This is a genomic window from Sphingobacterium nematocida, from assembly GCF_900168125.1.
Classification (GTDB): domain Bacteria; phylum Bacteroidota; class Bacteroidia; order Sphingobacteriales; family Sphingobacteriaceae; genus Sphingobacterium; species Sphingobacterium nematocida.
On the sequence record NZ_FUZF01000009.1, the window covers coordinates 151,922 to 173,272 of the forward strand.

General features: G+C 39.3%; 18 protein-coding genes. 8 read left to right on the forward strand and 10 right to left on the reverse strand.

Annotated features, from left to right (window positions below):
• Positions 1–18: 18 nt before the first annotated feature.
• Entirely contained in the window at positions 19–2,517 is a 2,499-nt protein-coding gene (locus B5X76_RS11385; RefSeq protein WP_079643239.1) for a hypothetical protein, read from the reverse strand.
• A gap of 237 nt (positions 2,518–2,754) precedes the next feature.
• Here B5X76_RS11385 and mnmE point away from each other — a divergent pair, with 237 nt between their 5' ends.
• Positions 2,755–4,134 (forward strand): tRNA uridine-5-carboxymethylaminomethyl(34) synthesis GTPase MnmE, encoded by a 1,380-nt coding sequence (mnmE, locus tag B5X76_RS11390; RefSeq protein ID WP_079643240.1) that lies wholly within the window; start codon positions 2,755–2,757, stop codon positions 4,132–4,134.
• Positions 4,135–4,360: 226 nt separating this feature from the next.
• On the opposite strand, the gene B5X76_RS11395 is transcribed toward mnmE, so the two are convergent.
• The 3 genes from B5X76_RS11395 to B5X76_RS11400 all read right to left on the reverse strand — a co-directional run bounded on the left by B5X76_RS11395 (position 4,361) and on the right by B5X76_RS11400 (position 5,737).
• Positions 4,361–4,747 (reverse strand): HU family DNA-binding protein, encoded by a 387-nt coding sequence (locus B5X76_RS11395; protein WP_079643241.1) that lies wholly within the window; start codon positions 4,745–4,747, stop codon positions 4,361–4,363.
• A 228-nt stretch (positions 4,748–4,975) separates the two neighbouring features.
• Positions 4,976–5,176 carry a hypothetical protein gene (locus B5X76_RS21685; protein ID WP_139375282.1) on the reverse strand — a complete coding sequence of 67 codons (201 nt, stop codon included), beginning with the start codon at positions 5,174–5,176 and terminating at the stop codon, positions 4,976–4,978.
• A 75-nt stretch (positions 5,177–5,251) separates the two neighbouring features.
• Entirely contained in the window at positions 5,252–5,737 is a 486-nt protein-coding gene (locus tag B5X76_RS11400) for a thermonuclease family protein (RefSeq protein ID WP_079643242.1), read from the reverse strand.
• Positions 5,738–6,098: 361 nt separating this feature from the next.
• Between B5X76_RS11400 and B5X76_RS11405 the strand changes: the two genes are divergently transcribed.
• From B5X76_RS11405 to B5X76_RS11425, 5 genes are all read left to right on the forward strand, one after another.
• Positions 6,099–6,656, forward strand: a complete 558-nt coding sequence (locus tag B5X76_RS11405) for an RNA polymerase sigma factor (protein WP_079643243.1) — start codon at positions 6,099–6,101, stop codon at positions 6,654–6,656.
• Between the two features lie 93 nt (positions 6,657–6,749).
• A complete protein-coding gene (locus tag B5X76_RS11410) occupies positions 6,750–7,844 on the forward strand; it encodes a FecR family protein (protein WP_079643244.1) in 1,095 nt (364 codons plus the stop codon).
• Positions 7,845–8,017: 173 nt separating this feature from the next.
• The gene (locus B5X76_RS11415; protein WP_245801027.1) at positions 8,018–11,305 is read left to right on the forward strand and encodes a SusC/RagA family TonB-linked outer membrane protein; all 3,288 of its coding nucleotides are present in this window, start codon (positions 8,018–8,020) and stop codon (positions 11,303–11,305) included.
• Between the two features lie 14 nt (positions 11,306–11,319).
• Positions 11,320–12,909 carry a SusD/RagB family nutrient-binding outer membrane lipoprotein gene (locus B5X76_RS11420; RefSeq protein ID WP_079643245.1) on the forward strand — a complete coding sequence of 530 codons (1,590 nt, stop codon included), beginning with the start codon at positions 11,320–11,322 and terminating at the stop codon, positions 12,907–12,909.
• A 4-nt stretch (positions 12,910–12,913) separates the two neighbouring features.
• Positions 12,914–13,291, forward strand: coding sequence for a hypothetical protein (locus B5X76_RS11425; protein WP_079643246.1), 378 nt, complete (start codon positions 12,914–12,916; stop codon positions 13,289–13,291).
• A 103-nt stretch (positions 13,292–13,394) separates the two neighbouring features.
• Here the strand turns inward: B5X76_RS11425 and B5X76_RS21975 are convergent, their stop codons facing one another.
• The 3 genes from B5X76_RS21975 to B5X76_RS11435 are packed head-to-tail and all read right to left on the reverse strand — an operon-like array spanning position 13,395 to position 15,594.
• Positions 13,395–13,586 (reverse strand): hypothetical protein, encoded by a 192-nt coding sequence (locus B5X76_RS21975; protein ID WP_176141045.1) that lies wholly within the window; start codon positions 13,584–13,586, stop codon positions 13,395–13,397.
• Entirely contained in the window at positions 13,583–14,179 is a 597-nt protein-coding gene (locus B5X76_RS11430; RefSeq protein ID WP_079643247.1) for a methyltransferase domain-containing protein, read from the reverse strand. Before B5X76_RS11430 ends, B5X76_RS21975 begins: the two co-directional genes overlap by 4 nt.
• Positions 14,180–14,184: 5 nt before the next feature.
• The gene (locus B5X76_RS11435; RefSeq protein ID WP_079643248.1) at positions 14,185–15,594 is read right to left on the reverse strand and encodes an MBL fold metallo-hydrolase; all 1,410 of its coding nucleotides are present in this window, start codon (positions 15,592–15,594) and stop codon (positions 14,185–14,187) included.
• A gap of 223 nt (positions 15,595–15,817) precedes the next feature.
• Here B5X76_RS11435 and B5X76_RS11440 point away from each other — a divergent pair, with 223 nt between their 5' ends.
• A complete protein-coding gene (locus tag B5X76_RS11440; protein WP_217699650.1) occupies positions 15,818–16,531 on the forward strand; it encodes a DsbA family oxidoreductase in 714 nt (237 codons plus the stop codon).
• 90 nt (positions 16,532–16,621) lie between these two features.
• Here the strand turns inward: B5X76_RS11440 and B5X76_RS11445 are convergent, their stop codons facing one another.
• Positions 16,622–16,987 (reverse strand): diacylglycerol kinase family protein, encoded by a 366-nt coding sequence (locus B5X76_RS11445; protein WP_079643249.1) that lies wholly within the window; start codon positions 16,985–16,987, stop codon positions 16,622–16,624.
• A 10-nt stretch (positions 16,988–16,997) separates the two neighbouring features.
• Positions 16,998–18,776 carry an AMP-dependent synthetase/ligase gene (locus B5X76_RS11450; protein ID WP_079643250.1) on the reverse strand — a complete coding sequence of 593 codons (1,779 nt, stop codon included), beginning with the start codon at positions 18,774–18,776 and terminating at the stop codon, positions 16,998–17,000.
• Positions 18,777–18,969: 193 nt separating this feature from the next.
• Here B5X76_RS11450 and B5X76_RS11455 point away from each other — a divergent pair, with 193 nt between their 5' ends.
• Complete coding sequence (locus B5X76_RS11455) at positions 18,970–20,811, forward strand: carbon starvation CstA family protein (protein WP_176141046.1); 1,842 nt, start codon at positions 18,970–18,972, stop codon at positions 20,809–20,811.
• A gap of 246 nt (positions 20,812–21,057) precedes the next feature.
• On the opposite strand, the gene B5X76_RS11460 is transcribed toward B5X76_RS11455, so the two are convergent.
• Positions 21,058–21,351 (reverse strand): transposase (locus tag B5X76_RS11460; protein ID WP_139375283.1); only part of this gene is annotated, 294 nt, incomplete at its 5' end.

Consider the following 21,351-nt stretch of genomic DNA (forward strand, 5'->3'; position numbering starts at 1 on the left):
GAATGGTAAAGCAATACTTTATTTATCAAAAGCAATGTTGAGAATTATCTCTGGCCCTGATTTATCGCGCAAGGCTTTGTAATCAATGAGAATGACATTTTGCCCTTTGTTGATATTAAACACGTCTTTAGGCAGAATACTGTCCAGTAGAACACCGCTTTGGTCAAACCGTTTCAATCGTCTGTCTTTATCTAAGATCACGTAATCTCCGGGGTTAAGCACAAAAGGTATATCCAATTGATTTATTCCCGATTTGAGATGAAGCCCTTCAACTTTTTCCTTTGATGTCGAAGACACGCGTATAACAAATCGTATAGGTTGATTTTCTCCAGCGGAATTAAATACCACTTCCGAGTGCGTAGGCTTTCCAGGTTCAGTAACTTGGCTATGGTGTTTATAGTCAAAGGTAATCACTGTGTTGTCCTTTCTTTCCAACAGATGGGCAGGAAGGGTCACTCTGTCATTTTCCTTTTGCAATTGTCCGCCTTCGGGCGCCCATGTTTCAATACGACGTAAACCTGGCTTGTTCAAGTCTCCAGTCAACTCGTACAATGTAAATACATTACGCAGCTGTTCTTTCTGTTCTTCCGAAAGTGTCTTCATCATGCGTACTGTCTCCCATCTCTTAATAGCGGTTAAGATCTGTTCCCCTTCAGGGTTAGCCTTTATAATAGCAGGGGATACATAGAAATCTACACCATTATCGAAACCTGCACAAAGCCCCATAATCCAATTTATATCTTTTAATGTAGTATTCTCTTTGATACTAAATTGCCCCATCTTTCGAGGTAACAGATCTTCTTTCAACGCTTTCTGTACTCCCAATCGATGATCTAATTGTGACTCACGGAAGCTCTTGGCCCACCAGGGCTCTCCCCAACTTTCATTCGAAAAGTAGTGCCATGCATAGTGCATAACATCACTGGAATTGGCAACAATATTTTTATTGTCTAAATGTTTAAAAAACACATCTACAAATCGTTCGCCCCCGTAGCGATTATGTCCAGTAGCTACACCACCTTCTACACCATCAAAGCTGATACGTTCCAACTTACCTTCATTAAAAAAACGTGCTAGATTAATAGCTACGCTGTCTTGTAAATTGATATCAGCAAAGAAAACTTTATAGGCATGAGATGCAAGACGTCCTACCTGTTGATTCTTTTCGTGTGCAGAAACCACAGTCCCAAAGGCACCTCTTTTACATCCGCTTAATTCTATCAAGCTATTGGAGACTTTAGCCTCGGTATATTCAATGATTTCGTCTCCAATTCGAATCGCAAATATTTCGCGATTTTGATTGACATTATTATCTGTTTTAGAAGGGAGTAGATCATCTTTTTTATAGGCTTTGATTAAGTTGCTATTTTTTAAAATAACAATATTGTCCCCAGGTTCGATTGACTTATGTAGCACAGTCACTGCAGCGAGCTGTAATCCCGGATGAGGCTTAGGACTGACCAAAGGGTCGTCTGTCGTAATAAAATTAGTCAACGTGTGAGCACCTAGATTCATCTTGCGTTGCTTTGCTTTATCACTACATAAAGCCAGGGATTTGGTTCCATTTGGAAAAGCCTTGGTATCCAGTTGGTAGGTTCCCCATGTTTTAAAAATACCAGGATGATATACATTGGTGATCCCTGCCCGCTGTGCAATGTCAAGACATTGATCAATGTTCTGTTCCGTGAAGGAAATAATAAACTTGGAGGATGTTGAATACAGCGACCTTTTGATCCATTCGCCAGAATGGGTGAGGTGAGGCAGTCCTTCCTGCTGCTCAATACCTTCGATAACGCGAGGCAGAGACGCTGCATCGGTTGTGTAAAACGCAAATGCAGAACCTTTAAGCCTCGCATCATCCCCCAATACCGGGACAGCTTCGGTCAGTTCTTGAATGAAATTGTCATCTTGTCTTTGTTTAGATCGATTTCGCGTAAAACCCTGAATTACCGACCCTTTAACGAGTCTTTGAGCAGCATTACCAAACCGTTCGCGATGATCGATCTCAAATCCTCCTGTGCTCTTGATGTTAAGCCCCATGAGACCTACAGCATCGCTCGAGTTATATACAGCTCCTAGAGATTGTCCCACATTATCATCGAGTAGGGTGTAAATCTGTCCCCATTGCAACAATTCTACTTTGTCTTCATACTGTACATTTAATACCTCAAATTTTAGATAATCTGGATGCTTAGTGAGCAAAACCTCTACCTTTACATCTTTAAAATCGAAATTTAAAACTGTACTTTTTCCCTTGTCTACCCAACTTAATTTTTTGGGATTTTCACTATGTGCTTGTCCAAACCGCTTGATACGTAACAATGAGGAAATAGAATCGGTCAACAAAAGGTTATTGACTTTATTTCTTTCCCCTATATAGGTAAATTGTCCTTTACTATTAATCGTGACATTTCGATCATTCAATTGTACAGTCAGATCAGACTGGGCAAACCCCAGAACAGGCAAACTCATCGTGGCAAAAGCCACTCTGAAAAGAACTCTTTTATAGGTATACATAAGTTTATAGGTTTTACAATAACAAATATAAATAGAATCTGTATCTAAAGCCTCCCAAACAACAAGATTACACAATCGATTGTATAAAAATACACACCGTGAAGACAAGGTTGTCTTTTTACTTTATAGATTTCCTTTATAAAAGGATTTAAATGGATGAGGAGAACTACAAAATTCGCTTTTATATTTCGACGCAATTATATTGCTTGTAAAGGCGAATTTATGTAGGTTTGTCCAATGTCTACAAACGGATTAATCTCTCAAGATACTATCGTAGCTTTGGCTACGTCTCCCGGTGCCCAAGGTGCTATCGCTGTAATTCGCGTTTCAGGAAATGAAGCTATTACTATTGTAAACGATGTCTTTAAAGGAAAAGATCTGATCAAGCAGGAATCGCACACCATACATTTTGGCACAATCCGGGATGGAGAAGAAGTCCTGGATGAAGTCCTCGTTTCGTTGTTTGTAGCTCCCAACTCGTATACTAAAGAGAATGCCGTAGAGATTTCGACGCACAACTCAAAGTATATCATAGAACGAGTCATCAATTTACTGATAAAAAGGGGCGCACGTGCTGCTCGTGCCGGAGAGTTTACGTTACGAGCCTTTCTGAATGGAGGCCTTGATTTATCCCAGGCGGAAGCAGTGGCAGATTTGATTGCATCCAATTCAGCAGCTTCTCATCAAGTGGCCATGCAGCAAATGCGCGGTGGTTTTTCTAATCAATTGAGAAAACTACGAGAAGATTTAGTTCATTTTGCTTCATTGATAGAATTAGAGTTGGATTTTTCGGAGGAGGATGTCGAGTTTGCCAACCGTGATCAACTTAAAGGATTGGTTCAACAGATCTATAGTGTTATCACCAAACTAATCCAGTCCTTTGAGCAAGGCAATGTATTAAAAAATGGTGTTCCTGTCGTCATCGCAGGAAAGCCCAATGTGGGTAAATCCACACTATTGAATGCTTTATTGAACGAAGAGCGTGCAATTGTTTCAGATATAGCGGGTACTACTCGTGACACCATAGAAGATGAAATAAATATTCATGGAGTTACTTTCCGGTTCATTGATACAGCGGGGATTAGAGATACTGAAGACGTTATTGAAGCAAAAGGAGTAGAGCGTACACGGGAAAAGATGAAACAGGCCCGATTAATTATCTATTTGTTCGACCCTATACAAGATCGTATCGAAACTGTTCAACAGCAGATCGCCGAGGTGAAAGATCTAAACATACCATTCGTAGTCATTATTAATAAAAGTGATCTATTGTCTGATGAGGACAAACTGGAATACGCCATCTTAAATCCATTATATATATCAGCCAAAGAACAGACTGGTATAGAAGAACTTAAAACTGAATTATTGAATCAGGTAAATCTCTCAAATATCAACACAGATGATGTAATGGTCACCAATATACGTCATGTCGAAGCGCTACAACATACGCAAGTAGCCTTAGAACGCGTGTTATTTGGTATCGATAATCCAGTCACTTCCGATTTCTTGGCAATGGACATCCGACAGTCTTTGCATCATTTGGGAGAGATAACCGGAACGGTGACTACGGACGATTTGTTAGAGAATATATTTTCGAAGTTCTGTATCGGGAAGTAATTATTCGAAGAAAATAAATTTCGCTTATAGAACAATGTTTTACATTTTTCAGTTAGCTGGCACCTAAATAAAAAAGACTTTGATAAGTTTTTAAACTTATCGAAGTCTTTTTGCAAACTCATCGAAGTCTTTTCTAAAAGTTAACCTGTTCTTTTTTCGAAAAAAACACCTGAAAAAAGCCGGCATTTCACAGGAAATGCCGGCTTAGCCCTAGAAATAGAAAACTTTAAGATCCATTTTTCTTAAAAGTTAACCTCTGCATGATGTCGCGAATCTGCTTTCCTGCATGAAATAATAGCTTAGCGTTAGTAATACTACTGCTATTAACATCTTCTTCAAGTTCGAATCCCACACTTTTAGCTGCCAGTCTAAAGGAGCCCATATCGCCTAATCTTACAATATATCCTCTGGATATATTGCGAGGAATCTCTCTGATCAAACTTTGCAAAACTGCATATACATCTGATTGCGTGATTGATGAAGAATGTGAAATATCCGCAGAAAGCTCTTCTAGTGTAATCTCACCGCTATGTATCGGGCGAGCGTAAAATTTCTTAGGTGCATTAAGATCACCTGGTTTTCCGATTTCTCTAACATTAAACTTAATTGCCATTTTTTTACCTTTTAAATTTTTATAAATTAATTAATACATCCTGCCTTCGGAGGGTACCACGTTCCGATCGACATTGTAAAGGTAATCTGAAACAAAAATAGCGGTGTCGTTTTTGTCGGTATTGACGCAAATGACGGATTTGTCGTATATGGATACTAGAAATGCCTCTTGATAAACGAGATTAGTATCAATAGAAATAAAAAAAGAAAAGATGTGGTGATAAAGATACTATCGTATAAAGCTATACATTTCAATCATTGGAATTCCTAGGTATTCAGACGCCTGATGTACCGTGACAAGTTGTTGTCGCCCCAAACCAAACATATCACGAATCTTATTGATAAGACGTTGACACGTACGTTCGCTACGTCCAGTGATCTTTTGAAGATCAGAAGGATAAACCGTTAATCGTTGTAATGGTGACTTCATATCTATTTAAAAATCAATCATAATTCAATCCGAATATAAAACATATAAATATAATATCCAATATATATTGCTGATTTAAACCTTTTTAACTTTCTTGATCTTTCTAAAGTCCCATGGCGCCATCGGTTCATAATGCGACCAAATATTGTTTTTGTTTTTTCTAGCTTGTAGCTCGGCATCCTGATAGGCAGTACTCTTACTATAACTTGGATAATCCCAGGCCAAACCAGCCTGAATAAGCATAAGATTCAGATTAGCTTTATTTTCCAACCACGCGACTCCTACAATACGACCGTATCTATCTTTGTTCTTTACCTCAATATTGATAAATTTATCAAAGACAAGATTATTGGTGAAGCTTTTTGCCACCTGAAAATAATCTTGGCCCTTTTCTGGGCAATCTATCCCATGCAATCTGATTTTTGTTTTCTTTTGAAACTTGTCTACGATAGTAAATGTATCTCCATCTGCAACTTTTATCACTCGGCCGCTTATATATTTTTGCGCAACACCCTCAAAAACTACCAACAATAAGAGCCCAATCAAGACCATTTTCTTCATGCGGCAAAGATAGAAGAAACGTTAACATTAATCAGATAAAGAGAAGCATGAATCCTTAAGTAGAAGACAGTAAATCCAATAAAATTTCATGACCCGCCAGCTACGTCCAGAAAAAAAAAAATCCTGAAGTGGGGAACTTCAGGATTTTACCAAACCAATTATTAACCTAATTATGAAATTATACTGTATAAACGAAGATATAAGAAGCTTAGTACCTTAAAATTACGGTTTAACATATTTTAACAGGTGGATTTATACTTGAAAATTAGTTGAACTTTTTTTGAAAATATCTAAAAAAATAAACATCTTCGCTTTTGTACTACGCAAATAAATCAATTATAATAAGAGTTAACAAATGACTATGAAGGGATCATTGGGATATAGGTTGTTGTGGGAACGAATAAGAGGAGGGGATGAAAGTGCTTTCTTCGACCTATATTCAGCACTTTATAGTGACTTGGTTAATTTTGGTATCCGTACCTGTGGCAATTCGGATATTAGCAGCGAAGCTGTCGATCAGGTCTTTTCCTCTATATGGGAAAAGATACCTAACCTAGATCGTGTAGAAAACGTACAATCCTATCTATTGACATTCCTAAAAAGAAAAATTTTAAGACTACTCGAAAAGCAAACTAAAATCAATACTGCTCTCCAGCACCTAAAGGCAGAAGAGGATTGGACTGAAATGCCCTATGATGAATTTATAATTCGTGTACAGACAAATGAAATCGTCCAGTTAAGACTTAAAGAAGCCCTTGAAAAATTGACTTTCAGACAAAAGCAAATGATTCATCTAAAGTTCTTTGAAGGCTATACGTATGAGAAAATAGCAGAAACCACCCATATGACTGTAAAGACGGCTTATAACACCCTTTATGATGCCCTCAAAATTCTTAGACAAGAATTAAGCGAAATTTAAATAGCTATAAATCAACAACATTGATTCTTTTCTGATTTTTCTTTTAGGCAATAATCCCGGTTTCGTGCACTATAGTATAAAACCGCTTAAATAATGAGCCACAAAGACTACAAAGAAGTAGAAGACTTTCTAATTGACGATACTTTCCAACAATTTTGTTCACAGGAAAACGAACAATGTATCCAATATTGGGAGCAATATAGATTACAACACCCCGAACAGGAAGAAACGATAGCACGTGCACAACGTCTATTCCAAATATTGTCTGGACATAAGAAACCTATAAATTATCAAATAGATAAATTACGCGATGTAATCAGCAACAAGAATATTTCTGAAAAGGGAACGCGCTGGAACAAGCCTACCACCTATATACAGATTGCAGCTGGACTGGCTATATGTGGCTTTGCATATTTATGGTATACTAAAAACGCAAATACCTTACCTCAGGATATCGAAATGGTAGCGGTGCAAGAAGTATATCAAACGGTAAAGGGAGAGAAAAAGACATTTGCCCTAATGGATGGAACTTTGGTAACACTAAATTCGGCGAGCAAGCTTCAAATTGATAAAGATTTTGGAAAATCTAACCGACAAGTATTTTTAGAAGGTGAAGCTTATCTGGATGTTAAGAAAGATACGGATAAGCCTTTTATATTGCACACCAACGAATTCGATATCCGGGTTTTAGGAACTTCATTTAATGTAAAATCTTATCCGGATGAACTGGCCTCCGAAGCCTTACTTATCGAAGGCTTGATAGAACTGAAAAGCAAGGGCAGAAATGAGAATTCTATTATTATAAAACCCAATCAAAAAGTAACCATCTATAAAAATGAGCTGGCAACAGTCGCACCAAAACCGACAAGCAAAGCTATAAAAGTAAAGGCAGATGTAAAAGAGATAGCCATTCAGGATGTAGTGAGTAACGCAGACAATGAAGTATCGGATATTGCTTGGAAAGAAAACAGGCTGGCTATGGTTGATCAAGATTTTAATGAACTGAAATCTGTACTCGAACGCTGGTATGATGTCAACATAACCTTAAAAGGAGATGCCATTGGCAATTACCGATTTACGGCTACGTTTAGAGAGGAATCCATTGAGCAAGTACTAAAAGCCTTACAAAAAGTAAAACCCTTTAATTATGAGATATATGAAAAAAACGTGACCATTTATGAGAAATAAAAAAGGATAGCAAAAAATTGCCATCCTTTAACGGAATGATTTAACCTGGCATGCGTAAGCTTCGAACCCATACGCAGCCTATTATAAACTTTAACCAACACTAAAGTATGATTAAAAATGGCTTAATGCAAGTGCATTTGTATTATCTTTTGCACTCTAGATTCATTATCCGGATGAAACTAACCTTAATTATGATTGTCTTTGCATTTGCAAACGTTACTGCAAATGTATATTCGCAACAAAAAGTCTCCTTGGACGTCCGAAAGACGAAGTTGAGCAAAATTCTCAAGTTGATTGAGGACAATAGCGACTATTACTTTGTATATAGTGCGACAAATGAAAACCTGAACAAGGAGCTTTCACTAAAAGTCGATAATACGAAAGTAGTTGACCTTTTGCCTCGATTACTAGCTAAGAACGGCTTACAGTATTCCGTTTCTGGTGAGGGTCTGGTTGTTGTGACTGAACAACAGACGCTAAATATAAATGGACTGGTAACCGACGAACATGGCGACAAATTGTCCGGAGCTACTGTCCGTGTGAAAGGAAGCGCCGTGGGCAAAGCGACAGATTTGAATGGAAAATTCGAAATGGAAGTACCTGCAGGAACTACATTAATAGTGTCTTTTACAGGATACCTTTCCAAAGAAGTAACGCTACAAAAGGGAGGACCGTTGACGATCACTTTGGAACGCGACGATCAAATGTTAAGTGAAGTGGTAGTAACGGCTTTAGGTGTTAAGAAAGAGCGTCGTGCCTTGGGATACTCCGTAACCCAAGTAGATGGGGAATCCTTAACCAAAGCGAGGGAGAATAACGTGGTCAACTCTTTAGTGGGTAAGGTTGCCGGTTTGGATGTCTCCTCCACGTCAGGCGGTGTAGGTTCATCAAGCTCTGTCGTGATACGAGGTACCTCTAGTTTAGGCCAAACCAATCAGCCGCTTTATGTTATCAATGGTATGCCTATGGAAAATAAAACGGTGGGTGTAGCTACAGGAGGATCCACAAATCCAAATGGTAACAAGGGTAGTCAATGGGATAATGCACCGGATATGGGGGATGCGATCAGTAATCTTAACCCTGATGATATCGAAAGTGTATCGGTATTGAAAGGAGCTGCTGCATCAGCATTGTATGGATCTCGTGCAAAAGCTGGTGTTATTTTGATCACGACCAAATCGGGTAAAGGAAATGGTATCGATTTTAGCTCTAACTATGTCGTTGAACAGGTGATGGACCGTACCAACTGGCAGGATGTGTACGGACAAGGTACAAACGGTGTTAAACCTGCTACCGCCGCTGCGGCTAAGCAAGTGGGAGCATCAAGCTGGGGTGCGAAACTGGATGGTTCTAATGTGGTTCAGTTTGATGGAGTCGAACGTCCCTACGTGGCACAAAAGAATAATATCGAAAATTTCTACAGAAGTGGACACACCTGGACGAACTCTTTGGCATTCAACAAATCTTTTGAAAGTGGTACATTACGTTTCTCTGTAACTGATCTTACGAATAAATCTATTATGCCAAATTCTGGTCTAGATAGACAATCCTTTTATTTGGGAGCTGCTTTTGAACCTGTAAAGCGGTTGTCTATAGATGCTCGGGCAAACTACATCATCGAAAATGCTAAGAACAGGCCGATGCTTTCTGATGGAGCTGGTAGCGCCAACTTTAATACGATTTTCTTGCCTACAAGCATTGATGTTCGGAACCTAAAACCATGGGTTGATGCAAATGGAAAGGAGATAGCATATAATTCAGGAAACCCTTGGGATACGAATCCTTGGTATGCGGCCTATGAAATTCAGAATAATACCAAAAGAAATAGACTTATAAGTTCATTGACGGCTCGGTATTCCTTTGATAACGGTATTTTTGTACAAGGACGTGCGGGTCAAGATTATTATACTAACGAATTTACAAGCGTGTTTCCAGGTGGACTAGCCTATGCGCCACCGTTTAATATGGCCTTACAATCGGCCAAATTTAACGACTTAAATGCAGACATTTTAGTAGGTAAGACATTTTCTCTAACGGATGACATGACGCTAACGCCTAATGTGGGAGCGGCTTATAGAAATACAAAAAATGACCTTTTAATCAATCAAGGAACCGAATTTTTAGTGCCAGGGGTCTATACAATTGTGGGGTTAAAGAACAAAATGCTTTCCCAGATTAAATCGGAAGAAGAGATGCAATCACTCTATGGAACTTTAGAGTACGCCTATCGCGATATTTTATACTTAACAGGTAGCTTACGTTCAGATTGGTTCTCCACTTTGGCGACACCAGGGATAGACAATAAATTATACTCTGTATATCCAGGAGTAAGTGGTTCATTTGTATTCTCTGAGTTTCTGAATTCTTCTATATTGAATTTTGGTAAATTACGTGCCGGTTATGCGCAGGTTGGACAGGCAACGAGCCCTTACCAAACAGCGCTTGCATACAGCTTTATGAGTCAGAGCATCAACGGTAATGCATTAGGGCAAATAGCAAATACAGCAGTCCCAAATTCAGGATTATTTGCATCCACCGCTACAGAATTAGAGATAGGTACGGAACTTCGTTTCTTAAATGATCGAGTCAGCTTGGATATCGCTTGGTATAACAAGAACTCGAAAAACGAAATTTTGCAAGTTGCAATCCCTTCGACTACAGGCTATACTAGTGCGGTCTTGAACACAGGGTCTTTACGTAATAAAGGGGTGGAAATGTTATTGACAGGTACGCCTATTAAAAACGGAAATTTCAGTTGGGTATCTTCTATCAATGCTACATACAACGATAACAAGGTGCTATCGCTAGCTGACGGCATGGAGGAAATGTTGCACGCAACTTCGCGCTCAGGAGTGGGCTTTTTGAAACACGTTCCTGGTAAATCAATGGGCCAAATTTTTGCTTACGATTACAAATATGATGACCAAGGGCAGATTGTAAAATTGGCTGATGGTTCGCCAGACCGCGGTGAATTAAAAAGCTTCGGAGACTCTCAGAACAAATGGTTTGCAGGCTGGAATAATGATTTCAGCTATAAAAACTTTAACCTTGGATTTCTAATTGATGGTAAGTTTGGTGGAAAGTTGTTTTCAGGAACAGACTATTATGGATATATCAAAGGGTTGCATAAGGAGACGCTAGTAGATAGAGAAGCACTTGGTAACACTGCACCAAAATTCTATGAGAACACCGCAAACAACACCTCTTACCGTTTTGTAAATGATGCCAGCTTTATCAAATTCAGACAGCTGACATTTGGTTACAACTTTCCTGCTAAAGCTTTCAAGAATAAGATCAATGGGTTAAGTTTAAATTTCGTAGCACGTAATTTATTTATATTGATGAAGAAGACCGAAAACATTGATCCGGAATCGAGCTATAACGCCACATTAGTGGGATTAGAGCTAGGTGGACTTCCTCCGGCGCGTACATTTGGTTTCAATCTTAATGTTAAATTCTAAATCTAACAGGCCTCATGAAAATTAAAAAACTCAATATATTAGCGTTCCTATTATTGACTGGGATGCTTAGCAATACAAGTTGCACAAAGGATTTCGTAGCAATTAACACAGACCCTATTGCTTATGGAGCTACAAACTTTGATCCGAACTTCGTATTATCAACAGCACAACTGACGTATACTGGAAGTATAGATTTTGCTTACGAAACTTGGCGTACCAACCTCATCTACTCGGGTACGATGATGCAGGGATTGTCTACGGTGATTAGCTATTGGGCAGGTGACAAATACTTATTAACACCATGGTATACCTCTTCGTATTGGGAGAGAGCCTACGATGAGCAAGTTAAGCCAGCTGTTGATATTGTCGAATTTACACGCGGCAATGATAAATATAAAAATGTACATCAGGTAGCACGTATTTGGAAGGCGCTTATATTCGCAAGAATCACTGACCTGTACGGTGATGTCCCTTACTCGGAAGCAGGGATGGGATACTATAGTAAGAAGCTGTCTACGAAGTACGACAAACAACAGGATATCTATATGGATCTGCTGAAAGAGGTTGAAGAAGCTACCAATGCGTTGGATCCTGCAGCGGATAAAATCACAGGAGACATAATCTATAATGGAGATCTTGATAAATGGAAACGGTTTGGCAATTCTTTAATACTACGTCTCGCTATGCGATTGACAAAAGTAGATGAAAATACGGCAAAGACCTATGCGACGAAAGTAATAGGGAAGACCTTAGCCAGTAATGCTGATAATGCTTTTGTCCAACATGACGAAAGTGGTGCACGTGTCACACAAAACCGTAACAGTCAAGTATTAGTCGGTGATGGTGGTTCTGAACATTACTATGTCAAATGGTCTGACACGTTCATTAACGCCTTAAAAAGCACGAATGACCCAAGGATCAAAGTGGCCGCAACTCAGGTATGGCCCGATGTGGGAGTGAAAGGCTATAAGAACATCAACCCTAATTTTGTAACCGATCCGACTAAGCAAAAAGGAATGCCTAATGGAAAGGATTTGAACAATAATCCACTTTATGCTATATCTTCGCATCCATCCTATACGTCTTTTCCAGACTATTCTTCACCGCATCCGGCGATGATTAAACCTGATGGTATAACCTTCATATTGACCTATGCCGAAAGTGAACTATTACTGGCGGAAGCGGCACAACGATGGGGTATAGGTGGATCTGCTGCTACTCACTATGCTAATGGTGTGAAGGCTGGAATTACATTCTTAGGACAATATGACCCCAAATTGGCTATTTCAGAAAGCGATGCCAATACCTTCGTAGCGGCAAATCCATTGGTTGACGGGCTTAAACAGATTAGTACGCAATATTGGATACACCATAACACCGCATTAAACTTCTACGAGTCATGGTTTAACTGGAGAAGAACCGGATATCCTGCACTGACACCTGTGGTCTATCCGGGAAATGCGACAAACGGTACTATACCTAGAAGATTGCCTTACCCAACGGCTGAGGAAGCGGGAACTAATAGTGCATACTACAAAGCTGCTGCCGCTGCTGTGCCAGGAGGAGATAATTTGAGTGGTAGAGTATGGTGGGATAAACAATAAAATTATGCGTTTTTATATATTAATGGCTGGAATATGTATGATGTCTTGCCAAAAATCGGACAGTAGCCTAATAGGGAATTACAGACTTCTTGAAAGTACAACCATAAAAGGTAAGGATACGATTCGCTTACTAGTAGACAGTACCAAGACAGAAATGATTAAGATGATTAATACAACACATTTCTCTTTCTTTAATCACGACAAAAATCAAGGTAAAGACAGTACTGCGCTATTTGTGAGTGGTGGAGGCACCTATTTATTGGAGGGTGATAACTACACTGAAAATCTAGATTTCTGTAGCTACAGACCTTGGGAAGGTAAACAGTTTAAATTTACAATATCTTTGAGAGGAGATACGCTAGTACAGGAAGGAATGGAATAACTGCCCGAACTAGGTGTCAAACAGTATATCACTGAAAAATATATAAGAATAAGATAGTTTATAGGGGTAGGCCTGCTGTAATGGCAGGTCTACCTTTTTTATACTATCGTCTATGGCTACAACTACTCCCATAAGCTGAGCAGCCGAGATTCAAAAACGATATAACTGCAAAAACTAAACCTAATCCCACAAATATCCATTGATTGCTATACCAACCTTGAGCCGCAACCATCCCCCCCAATGCTATCCTAAATAAGCGCATAAAGGTCCAGTTTCTTAAAAACAATTCTTTCATTTCTTTATTAAATTAATGAATAACTCGGTACCAGCTCGAGCGGATATACTATTATAGCAGCTTTCAAAGTGATCAAAATCAAAATTATCTTCAAACAAAGACTGGTACGCTAACCGACTACCACCAAATGGAGGTCCTTCATGTTCAAATTCACGATCGAATAAAACTCCTACTAACCGTCCTTTTTCTTGAAGTAAACTGCTTACCTTTTCGCTATAATCACGACGTCTTGAAACGGGGATCGCACAAAAAAAAGTTTGTTCGAGAATTAATTCAAACTGTCCTTGATAGTTAAAAAAATCAGCACAGACAAATTGTATCCGATCTTGTTTTTCGACCACTTGCCGCGCATTCGCGATCGCCGTAGGGGAGATGTCGAGCACCGTCACATTGCTAAAGCCGTGATCTATCAGCCATGCTGCTTCATAAGCGTTGCCACAACCTGGAATAAGGATAGCGGCATCTTTATTGGAGTAATTTTCTACGTACTGTACAATAGGGGGTGAGGCGTATCCGATGTCCCACCTTGTCTGTTTATCTTGCCACCTACGCTCCCAATAGGATCCTTCAAGTCCAGTAATTAGTTCTCGCATACGCGTTACAATATTTTACTCTGACAGACGAAATATGTGCGCGGAACCTCAGTTTCTTTAATCGCATTGTAACCACCTTCGACTTCGCTAAAATTACGGTATCCCCGCGCATGCAGAATGCTAGCCGCAATCATGCTTCTATACCCACCGGCACAATGTAGATAAAAGTGTTCTTCGGGGTTTATATCTTTTATCCAATCATTAAGATAGGCCAAAGGCTTGCTATAGGCTTGATCAACATGCTCCGCAGCGTATTCGCTCTCTTTCCGGACATCGACAATTTTATCACCATTGCTTAGAGCTTCAATAGCGAATTGTTGGGCAGTGATTCGATGGACATTATCAATCTCTCTTTCATCACCCTTCCAAGCTTCAAACCCACCAAAAAGGTAGCCAACAACATTATCGAATCCTACACGACTCAACCGAGTTACCGCTTCTTCTTCGGTACCCGGATCTGCCACCAATAAAATTGGTTGATTCACATCAACTATCATAGCTCCGACCCATGGCGCAAAATCGCCCTTAAGTCCGATATTGATTGATTTTGGGATAAATCCTTGCGCAAATTCTCCGCTAGGTCGTGTATCTAAGACCAATGAACCCGTGTTTTCGGCCATTGTTTCAAACTCTGAAGGAGATAATCCGCGTAATCCCTGCGCTAACACTTTTTCAAAACTATTATAGCCTTGCTTATTCATCGATACATTCATTCCAAAATAGGCTGGAGGAGGAAGCAAGCCGTCTGTGACAGCTTTAATAAAGGCTTCTTTTGAAGGTTGATTCAATGCATAGTTGACTTTCTTTTGATTTCCCAAACTATCCATAGTTTCTTTCATCATGTTTTTGCCACATGCAGATCCTGCACCATGGGCGGGATAAACCATAATCGAATCCGGTAAAGGGAGTATCTTATTGTAAAGACTTTCATACAGCATACCAGCAAGATCTTCTTGTGTCATACTAGCTGCCTTCTGTGCTAAATCTGGCCGCCCCACATCGCCTAAGAAAAGTGTATCGCCACTAAAAAGAGCTATCTCAGCACCATTGGCATCGATTAAAAGATAAGAAGAGCTTTCTAAAGTATGTCCTGGTGTATGGAGTACTTTAATCTTGGCATCACCGATCTCAAAAATCTCATTGTCCTCTGCAATGATGGCATCGAAAGATGGATTGGCAGTAGGACCGTAGACAATCTTAGCTCCTGTCTGTCGGGCCAGATCAACATGACCGCTAACGAAATCTGCATGAAAATGCGTCTCAAAAATATATTTGAGCTTTACCGCATCCTTTGCAAGCAGATCCAAATAAGGTTTGGTCTCCCGCAAAGGATCAATAATAGCGGCCTCACCGTTAGCGACTATATAGTAAGCACCCTGCGCTAAACATCCTGTATAAATCTGCTCTACTTTCATATTTCAATACCTTTAAAACTTAAAAATAAATTTCCAATCCGTGGAAAGATAATAATTATGGTTCGTTAATCCGTCTTTCCTACTGTAAAGTTACAACGATTATGTAGCTCGCAACGTGACTTATGTTACATTATATTTCGTGTTTGCTTGCTGTCATATTTGTTTTGAACTCGATTTTAGGCCAAGCAATATCTTTATCTTTGTATTACTAAAATATCAAGCTATGGAGCAAATGAAAATCGAAATATGGAGTGATATAATGTGTCCATTCTGTTATATCGGGAAGAGGAAACTGGAAAAATCATTAGAAACACTACCGAATAAGGATCGGATCGAAATAGAGTGGAAGAGCTATCAGTTAAATCCAGACCTACAAACCGACACAACCATCAGTATTAATGATTATCTAGCGAAACACAAGGGGATGAGCATAGAACAGGCCAGACAGCTAAACAAGCAGGTGACTGAGATGGCTGCTATTGAAGGCTTGGAATATAACATGGACAAATCTGTGGTAGCAAACTCTTTTCGCGCCCATATGTTTGCCCATTACGCAAAAAAACAGGGTAAACAATTGGAAGCTGAAGAGTTATTATTCCAAAGCTATTTTACAGATGGTAAGAATGTTGATGATCTAGAGACCTTGAAAGAACTGGCTATAAAATTGGAGTTGGATAAAGATGATATGGCTGCAGCTTTGGAACGTGGGGATTTCGAGGATGAAGTAAAGATGGACATTCATGAAGCGAGACAGATAGGAGTCAAGGGAGTCCCTTTCTTCGTCTATGACCGTAAGTACGCTATATCGGGTGCTCAACCCCAGGAATTATTTGAGCAAACCTTGATCAAAGCGCTCTCTGAATGGTCTGATAACAATACGATTCAGCTTGTTGCGGATCAGAATGCGCCAAGTTGTGGTCCACAAGGCTGTGACTAATAAAAGATAGAGGTTGTCTCAAAACGTTTTCTCAAGTTCTTATCCGAATTTCAGGATAAGGACACAAGGTCAGTTCTAAGACAACCTCAATTAAATCAGAGCCAAAATCTTCGGTCCGAATACGATTATTCCAATAACTAGTGCGACGATAGCTACAACGAGAACCGCTGCTGCTGCTAGATCCTTCACTTTCTTGATAACGGTTCTTTTTTCGGGAGATACAAAATCGCAAAGGCACTCTATAGCAGTATTTACCAACTCAGCACTTATTACCATCGCTATAACCAACAGAATCGCCATCCATTCGTTTTGACTGATATCAAACAAAAAGCCTAAAATCAAAACGAAAACTGCAGATACAAGGTGTACTTTAGCATTCACCTCTTCCTTAAACAGGATTTTGAGTCCATTAAGTGCAAACTTAAAACTATCTATTCTTTTCTTGATTCCCGACATGGTATTTCATTTAGGCAGAACGGTACAAATCGTCAAACAAGTTTTTATACTTTTCTAGAATCACCTTACGTTTCATTTTGAGAGTTGGAGTTAGCTCTCCGCTTTCGATGGTAAACTCTTCCATCAAAACTATAGGCTTCTTAATCTGTTCCCAATTTCCAAAATGTTGATTGGCCACACGAATTTCATTATTTATTTTCTTCAAAACAACCTCATGTTTAAGAAATTCTTCTCTGGGAAGGTTCGCTATATCTGGAGCATTGTTTCGGCTCCATTCTAATAAATTGGAATAATTGGGAACGATATATGCCGATGCAAACTTCTGCCCATCACCAATTACCATTGCCTGTTCGATAAAGGGCGACTCGACGAGGCGCTTTTCGATGGGCTGTGGTGTCACATACTTGCCTCCTGATATCTTGAACATCTCTTTCTTACGGTCGATAATCTTGATGAATCGTCCCTCTTCTAGAACTGCAATATCTCCGGTGTGCAGCCATCCATCTACAATCGTCTTACTGGTCTCTTCTGGATCTTTGTAATACCCCATCATCACATTAGGCCCTTTGACGAGTATTTCGCCATCTGCCGCTAACTTTACCTCAACATACTTTACAGGAAGTCCGACGGTTCCAATCCGTATGCCATTAATATAATGATTCACCGCAATAAGAGGAGAGGCTTCGGTCATTCCGTAACCTTCGTATATAGGGATGCCAGCGGCCAAAAACATGCGTGCGAGTTTGTTATGCAAAGAAGCGGATCCAGATGCTACAGTGATGAGATGCCCACCCAAGGCATCATACCATTTGCTTAATACTAGTTTGCGCGCTAGGGATAACTTAAAATTATAAATAGAGCTTCTCTTGGCCGGATTCGGGTCGTACATATCAGCAATATCTACTGCCCAGTCAAATATTTTACGTTTGATTCCAGACAGCTCATGACCTGTCCTCATTATTTTCTCATAAACCTTTTCCAATATACGAGGTACAGCGGTCATAATGTGAGGCTTCACTTCGCCAAGATTTTGTCCTATTTTTTCTAACGACTCAGCAATATGAATTGTAATACCAATATACATATAGGTGTAAATAACCATCCGCTCATAGGCATGACAGGGAGGAAGAAAAGTAAGACCACGATCAAAGGCCTGACAAGGTGTAATATCTCTAGCTGACAAAACATTGAAGATAATATTATCGTGAGACAACATTACACCTTTGGGCTTCCCAGTCGTACCAGAGGTATAAATCAAAGTCGCTAAATCTGTCGGTAAAATCTGATCTCGATAGCTATCCAGAAGATTGACGTCTTTATGCAAACCTAATCCTTTTAACTCGGCCCAGTTTCTAACATCTGGAGCTTCGGCAATACAAAAGATATACTTTAAGCTGTAAATACTTGTTTTTAGATTGCTAATCCGATTATATAATGCTTTATTTCCGACTACACAAAGCTTAACCTCAGCATCATTGAATATATACTGATAATCTGTGTCGGTGATATTGGGATACATCGCCACCACAACAGCACCTATCTGCTGTATAGCAAAATCCATCATGTGCCACTCCACACTACTATCCGCAATGAGTCCTACTTTTTCTCCGGCTACAACACCGAGCTCTAACAATCCCAGTGATAATTTATCCACTTCGATCAAAAAATCTTGCGTACTGAGATAGTGCCACTGACCGTCATGTTTGTGTCCAAACATGGGCAAATTGGGATACAACTCAATCTGACGTCTAGCCAGATCAAATAGTCTTAAATTCTGTTTTTCTATCATACTTTAAATAGCATATGTCGCAAGACAAAAAATACTAATGCACATTGAATTTATTATTGTGTAGCAAAGTTAATAAATAGACAGCTCCACAAACAAAAATGAAATAAAAACATTTTTAATTTATTTTAATAATTATTATCTTGATTTTGATTTAATTTATATTTTTACCCTATCGTAATCAAATATTAAATCTATGGACTTTCTAAATGGCATAAATGCCTTGACCTTAATTTTCGTTTCGTTACTAATATTCGCTATAGCATATCGCTTTTATGGTATTTTTATGGCTAATAAAGTACTACGCTTAAACAACAAAAATATTACCCCAGCGCATGAATTTGCCGACGGTCAAGATTATGTTTCTACCAACAGAAATGTACTATTTGGCCATCATTTTGCCGCTATAGCAGCCGCTGGTCCACTAGTGGGGCCCGTTTTAGCGGCTCAGTTTGGCTATTTACCTGGGACGCTTTGGATTTTAATTGGTTGCGTTTTAGCAGGAGGTGTACACGACATGATCGTTCTTTTTGCCTCCATAAGACACAAGGGAGAGAGTTTAGCTTCTATAGCCTACAAGGAAATTGGCAAAACAACAGGAACCATTACAGGAATCGCTGTGCTATTCATCCTCATACTGACACTTGCAGGTCTTTCTTTAGCTTGTATAAGTGCGATGCACGAAGCATCTTGGTCACTTTTTACAGTAATCATCACTATGCCAATTGCAATTTTAATGGGCTTAATTATGAGATATCGTAAAGATTCTGTAACGCTGGCAAGCATAATTGGGGGCCTATTGCTGATTGTTGGTATCATCGGCGGACATAACTTAATGCAATATGAACAGATAAGTAATCTATTTCATTGGAATATTAATACCATATCGATAGCTATTGCTGTATATGGATTTCTAGCCTCGGTACTCCCTATGTGGTTATTATTGGTCCCCAGAGATTATCTATCTACCTATTTAAAAATCGGAACCATATTAATGCTTGCAGTAGGGATAGTATTTGTACAGCCGACCCTACAGATGCCTGCTATCACAGATTTTGTGTTTGGAGGGGGACCAATCATCGGCGGCCCTGTATTGCCCTTTATTTTTATTGTAATTGCTTGTGGAGCTATTTCTGGCTTTCATGCGGTTATTGCTACCGGAACGACCCCCAAAATGCTGGCAAATGAACGAGAAATTCTTTTTGTGGGATATGGAGCCATGCTTGTCGAAGGTTTTGTCGCATTAATGGCGTTAATCGCTGCGTGTACGCTGATGCCCGGAGACTATTTTGCAATAAATACGCCTATTGCTGCTTACGAAAGTTTTATCACACAGCATCCTGAATTAATAACCGTAGACCTGGATCATTTTATAGAGAAAATTGGTGTGGATCTACATGGCCGAACAGGGGGAGCGGTGTCACTAGCGGTTGGTATGGCTCATATTTTTGACAATATTCCTTTTATGGACGATGTAATGGCGTACTGGTACAACTTTGCTATTATGTTTGAGGCTGTTTTTATTCTGACGGCAATAGATGCCGGAACACGTGTCGGGCGTTTTTTTCTTCAAGAGATGCTAGGAAATGTTATGCCACAATTTAAGGACAAGAATTGGATACCGGGAATCCTTATCAGTAGCTTTTTATTCACTTTTGCTTGGGGGTATCTGGTGTATACAGGAAATGTAAGTAGTATTTGGCCGCTATTCGGCATTAGTAATCAACTTTTGGCCGCATGTGGTCTTATCGTCTGTACAACAATGCTCATCCGCATGGATAGGGGGAAGTATGCATTATGTACAGCTATACCGGGAATATTTATGGCAGTTATTACGTTCTGGGCGGGCTATGAACAAGTTTTTAATACTTATTTACCCAATATGCAATACTTGTTGGCTGGATTAGCTGTATTTGCGATGGTTCTTATGCTAATTGTATTTGTAGGAGCATTCGTAAAGTGGTACAAATTGCTCAGGATACCCGCTAATTACACCGATTTTTATAACGAAAAGGTAAAAGAAATCGTAGATAGATAAAGGAAAAGCCCAATAATATCGCACATATTATTGGGCTTAGGAAGTATATTGTAATTATAAGTGATTAATAAAATGTATTTTACAATCTAATATTAGATAATCAAAACTTGTGCCAAAAGATTACATCACTAACGACAACAAGACTGAAACACAGCAAAATAACACTAAAAGACCTATCTGTGTAGTTATATTTCTACATATTTGGGAGTGTAACTCAAACTGTGTCATTGGATAATTAACCAAAATCTAAAAGCCTCTATCAAGTTTGAGCCTATCCCCAAATTTAATGTAAAGTTGGGATATGGTCAAGCCCCAGTTGTGTATTGGCATTGTCCACTTTTTAGAGATGTCCCTTATAATCAGGAACATCAACTTCATAAGAGCCTGTTCAGAACTGAATGCACCTTTAGTTTTCGTAATTTTACGGACCTGACGGTGCATTCCTTCAATAGGATTAGTGGTGTAAATAGTCTTGCGGACCTGCTCATCATACTCGAAAAAAGTAGATAAGTTCGTCCAATTATCCAGCCAGGATTTAGC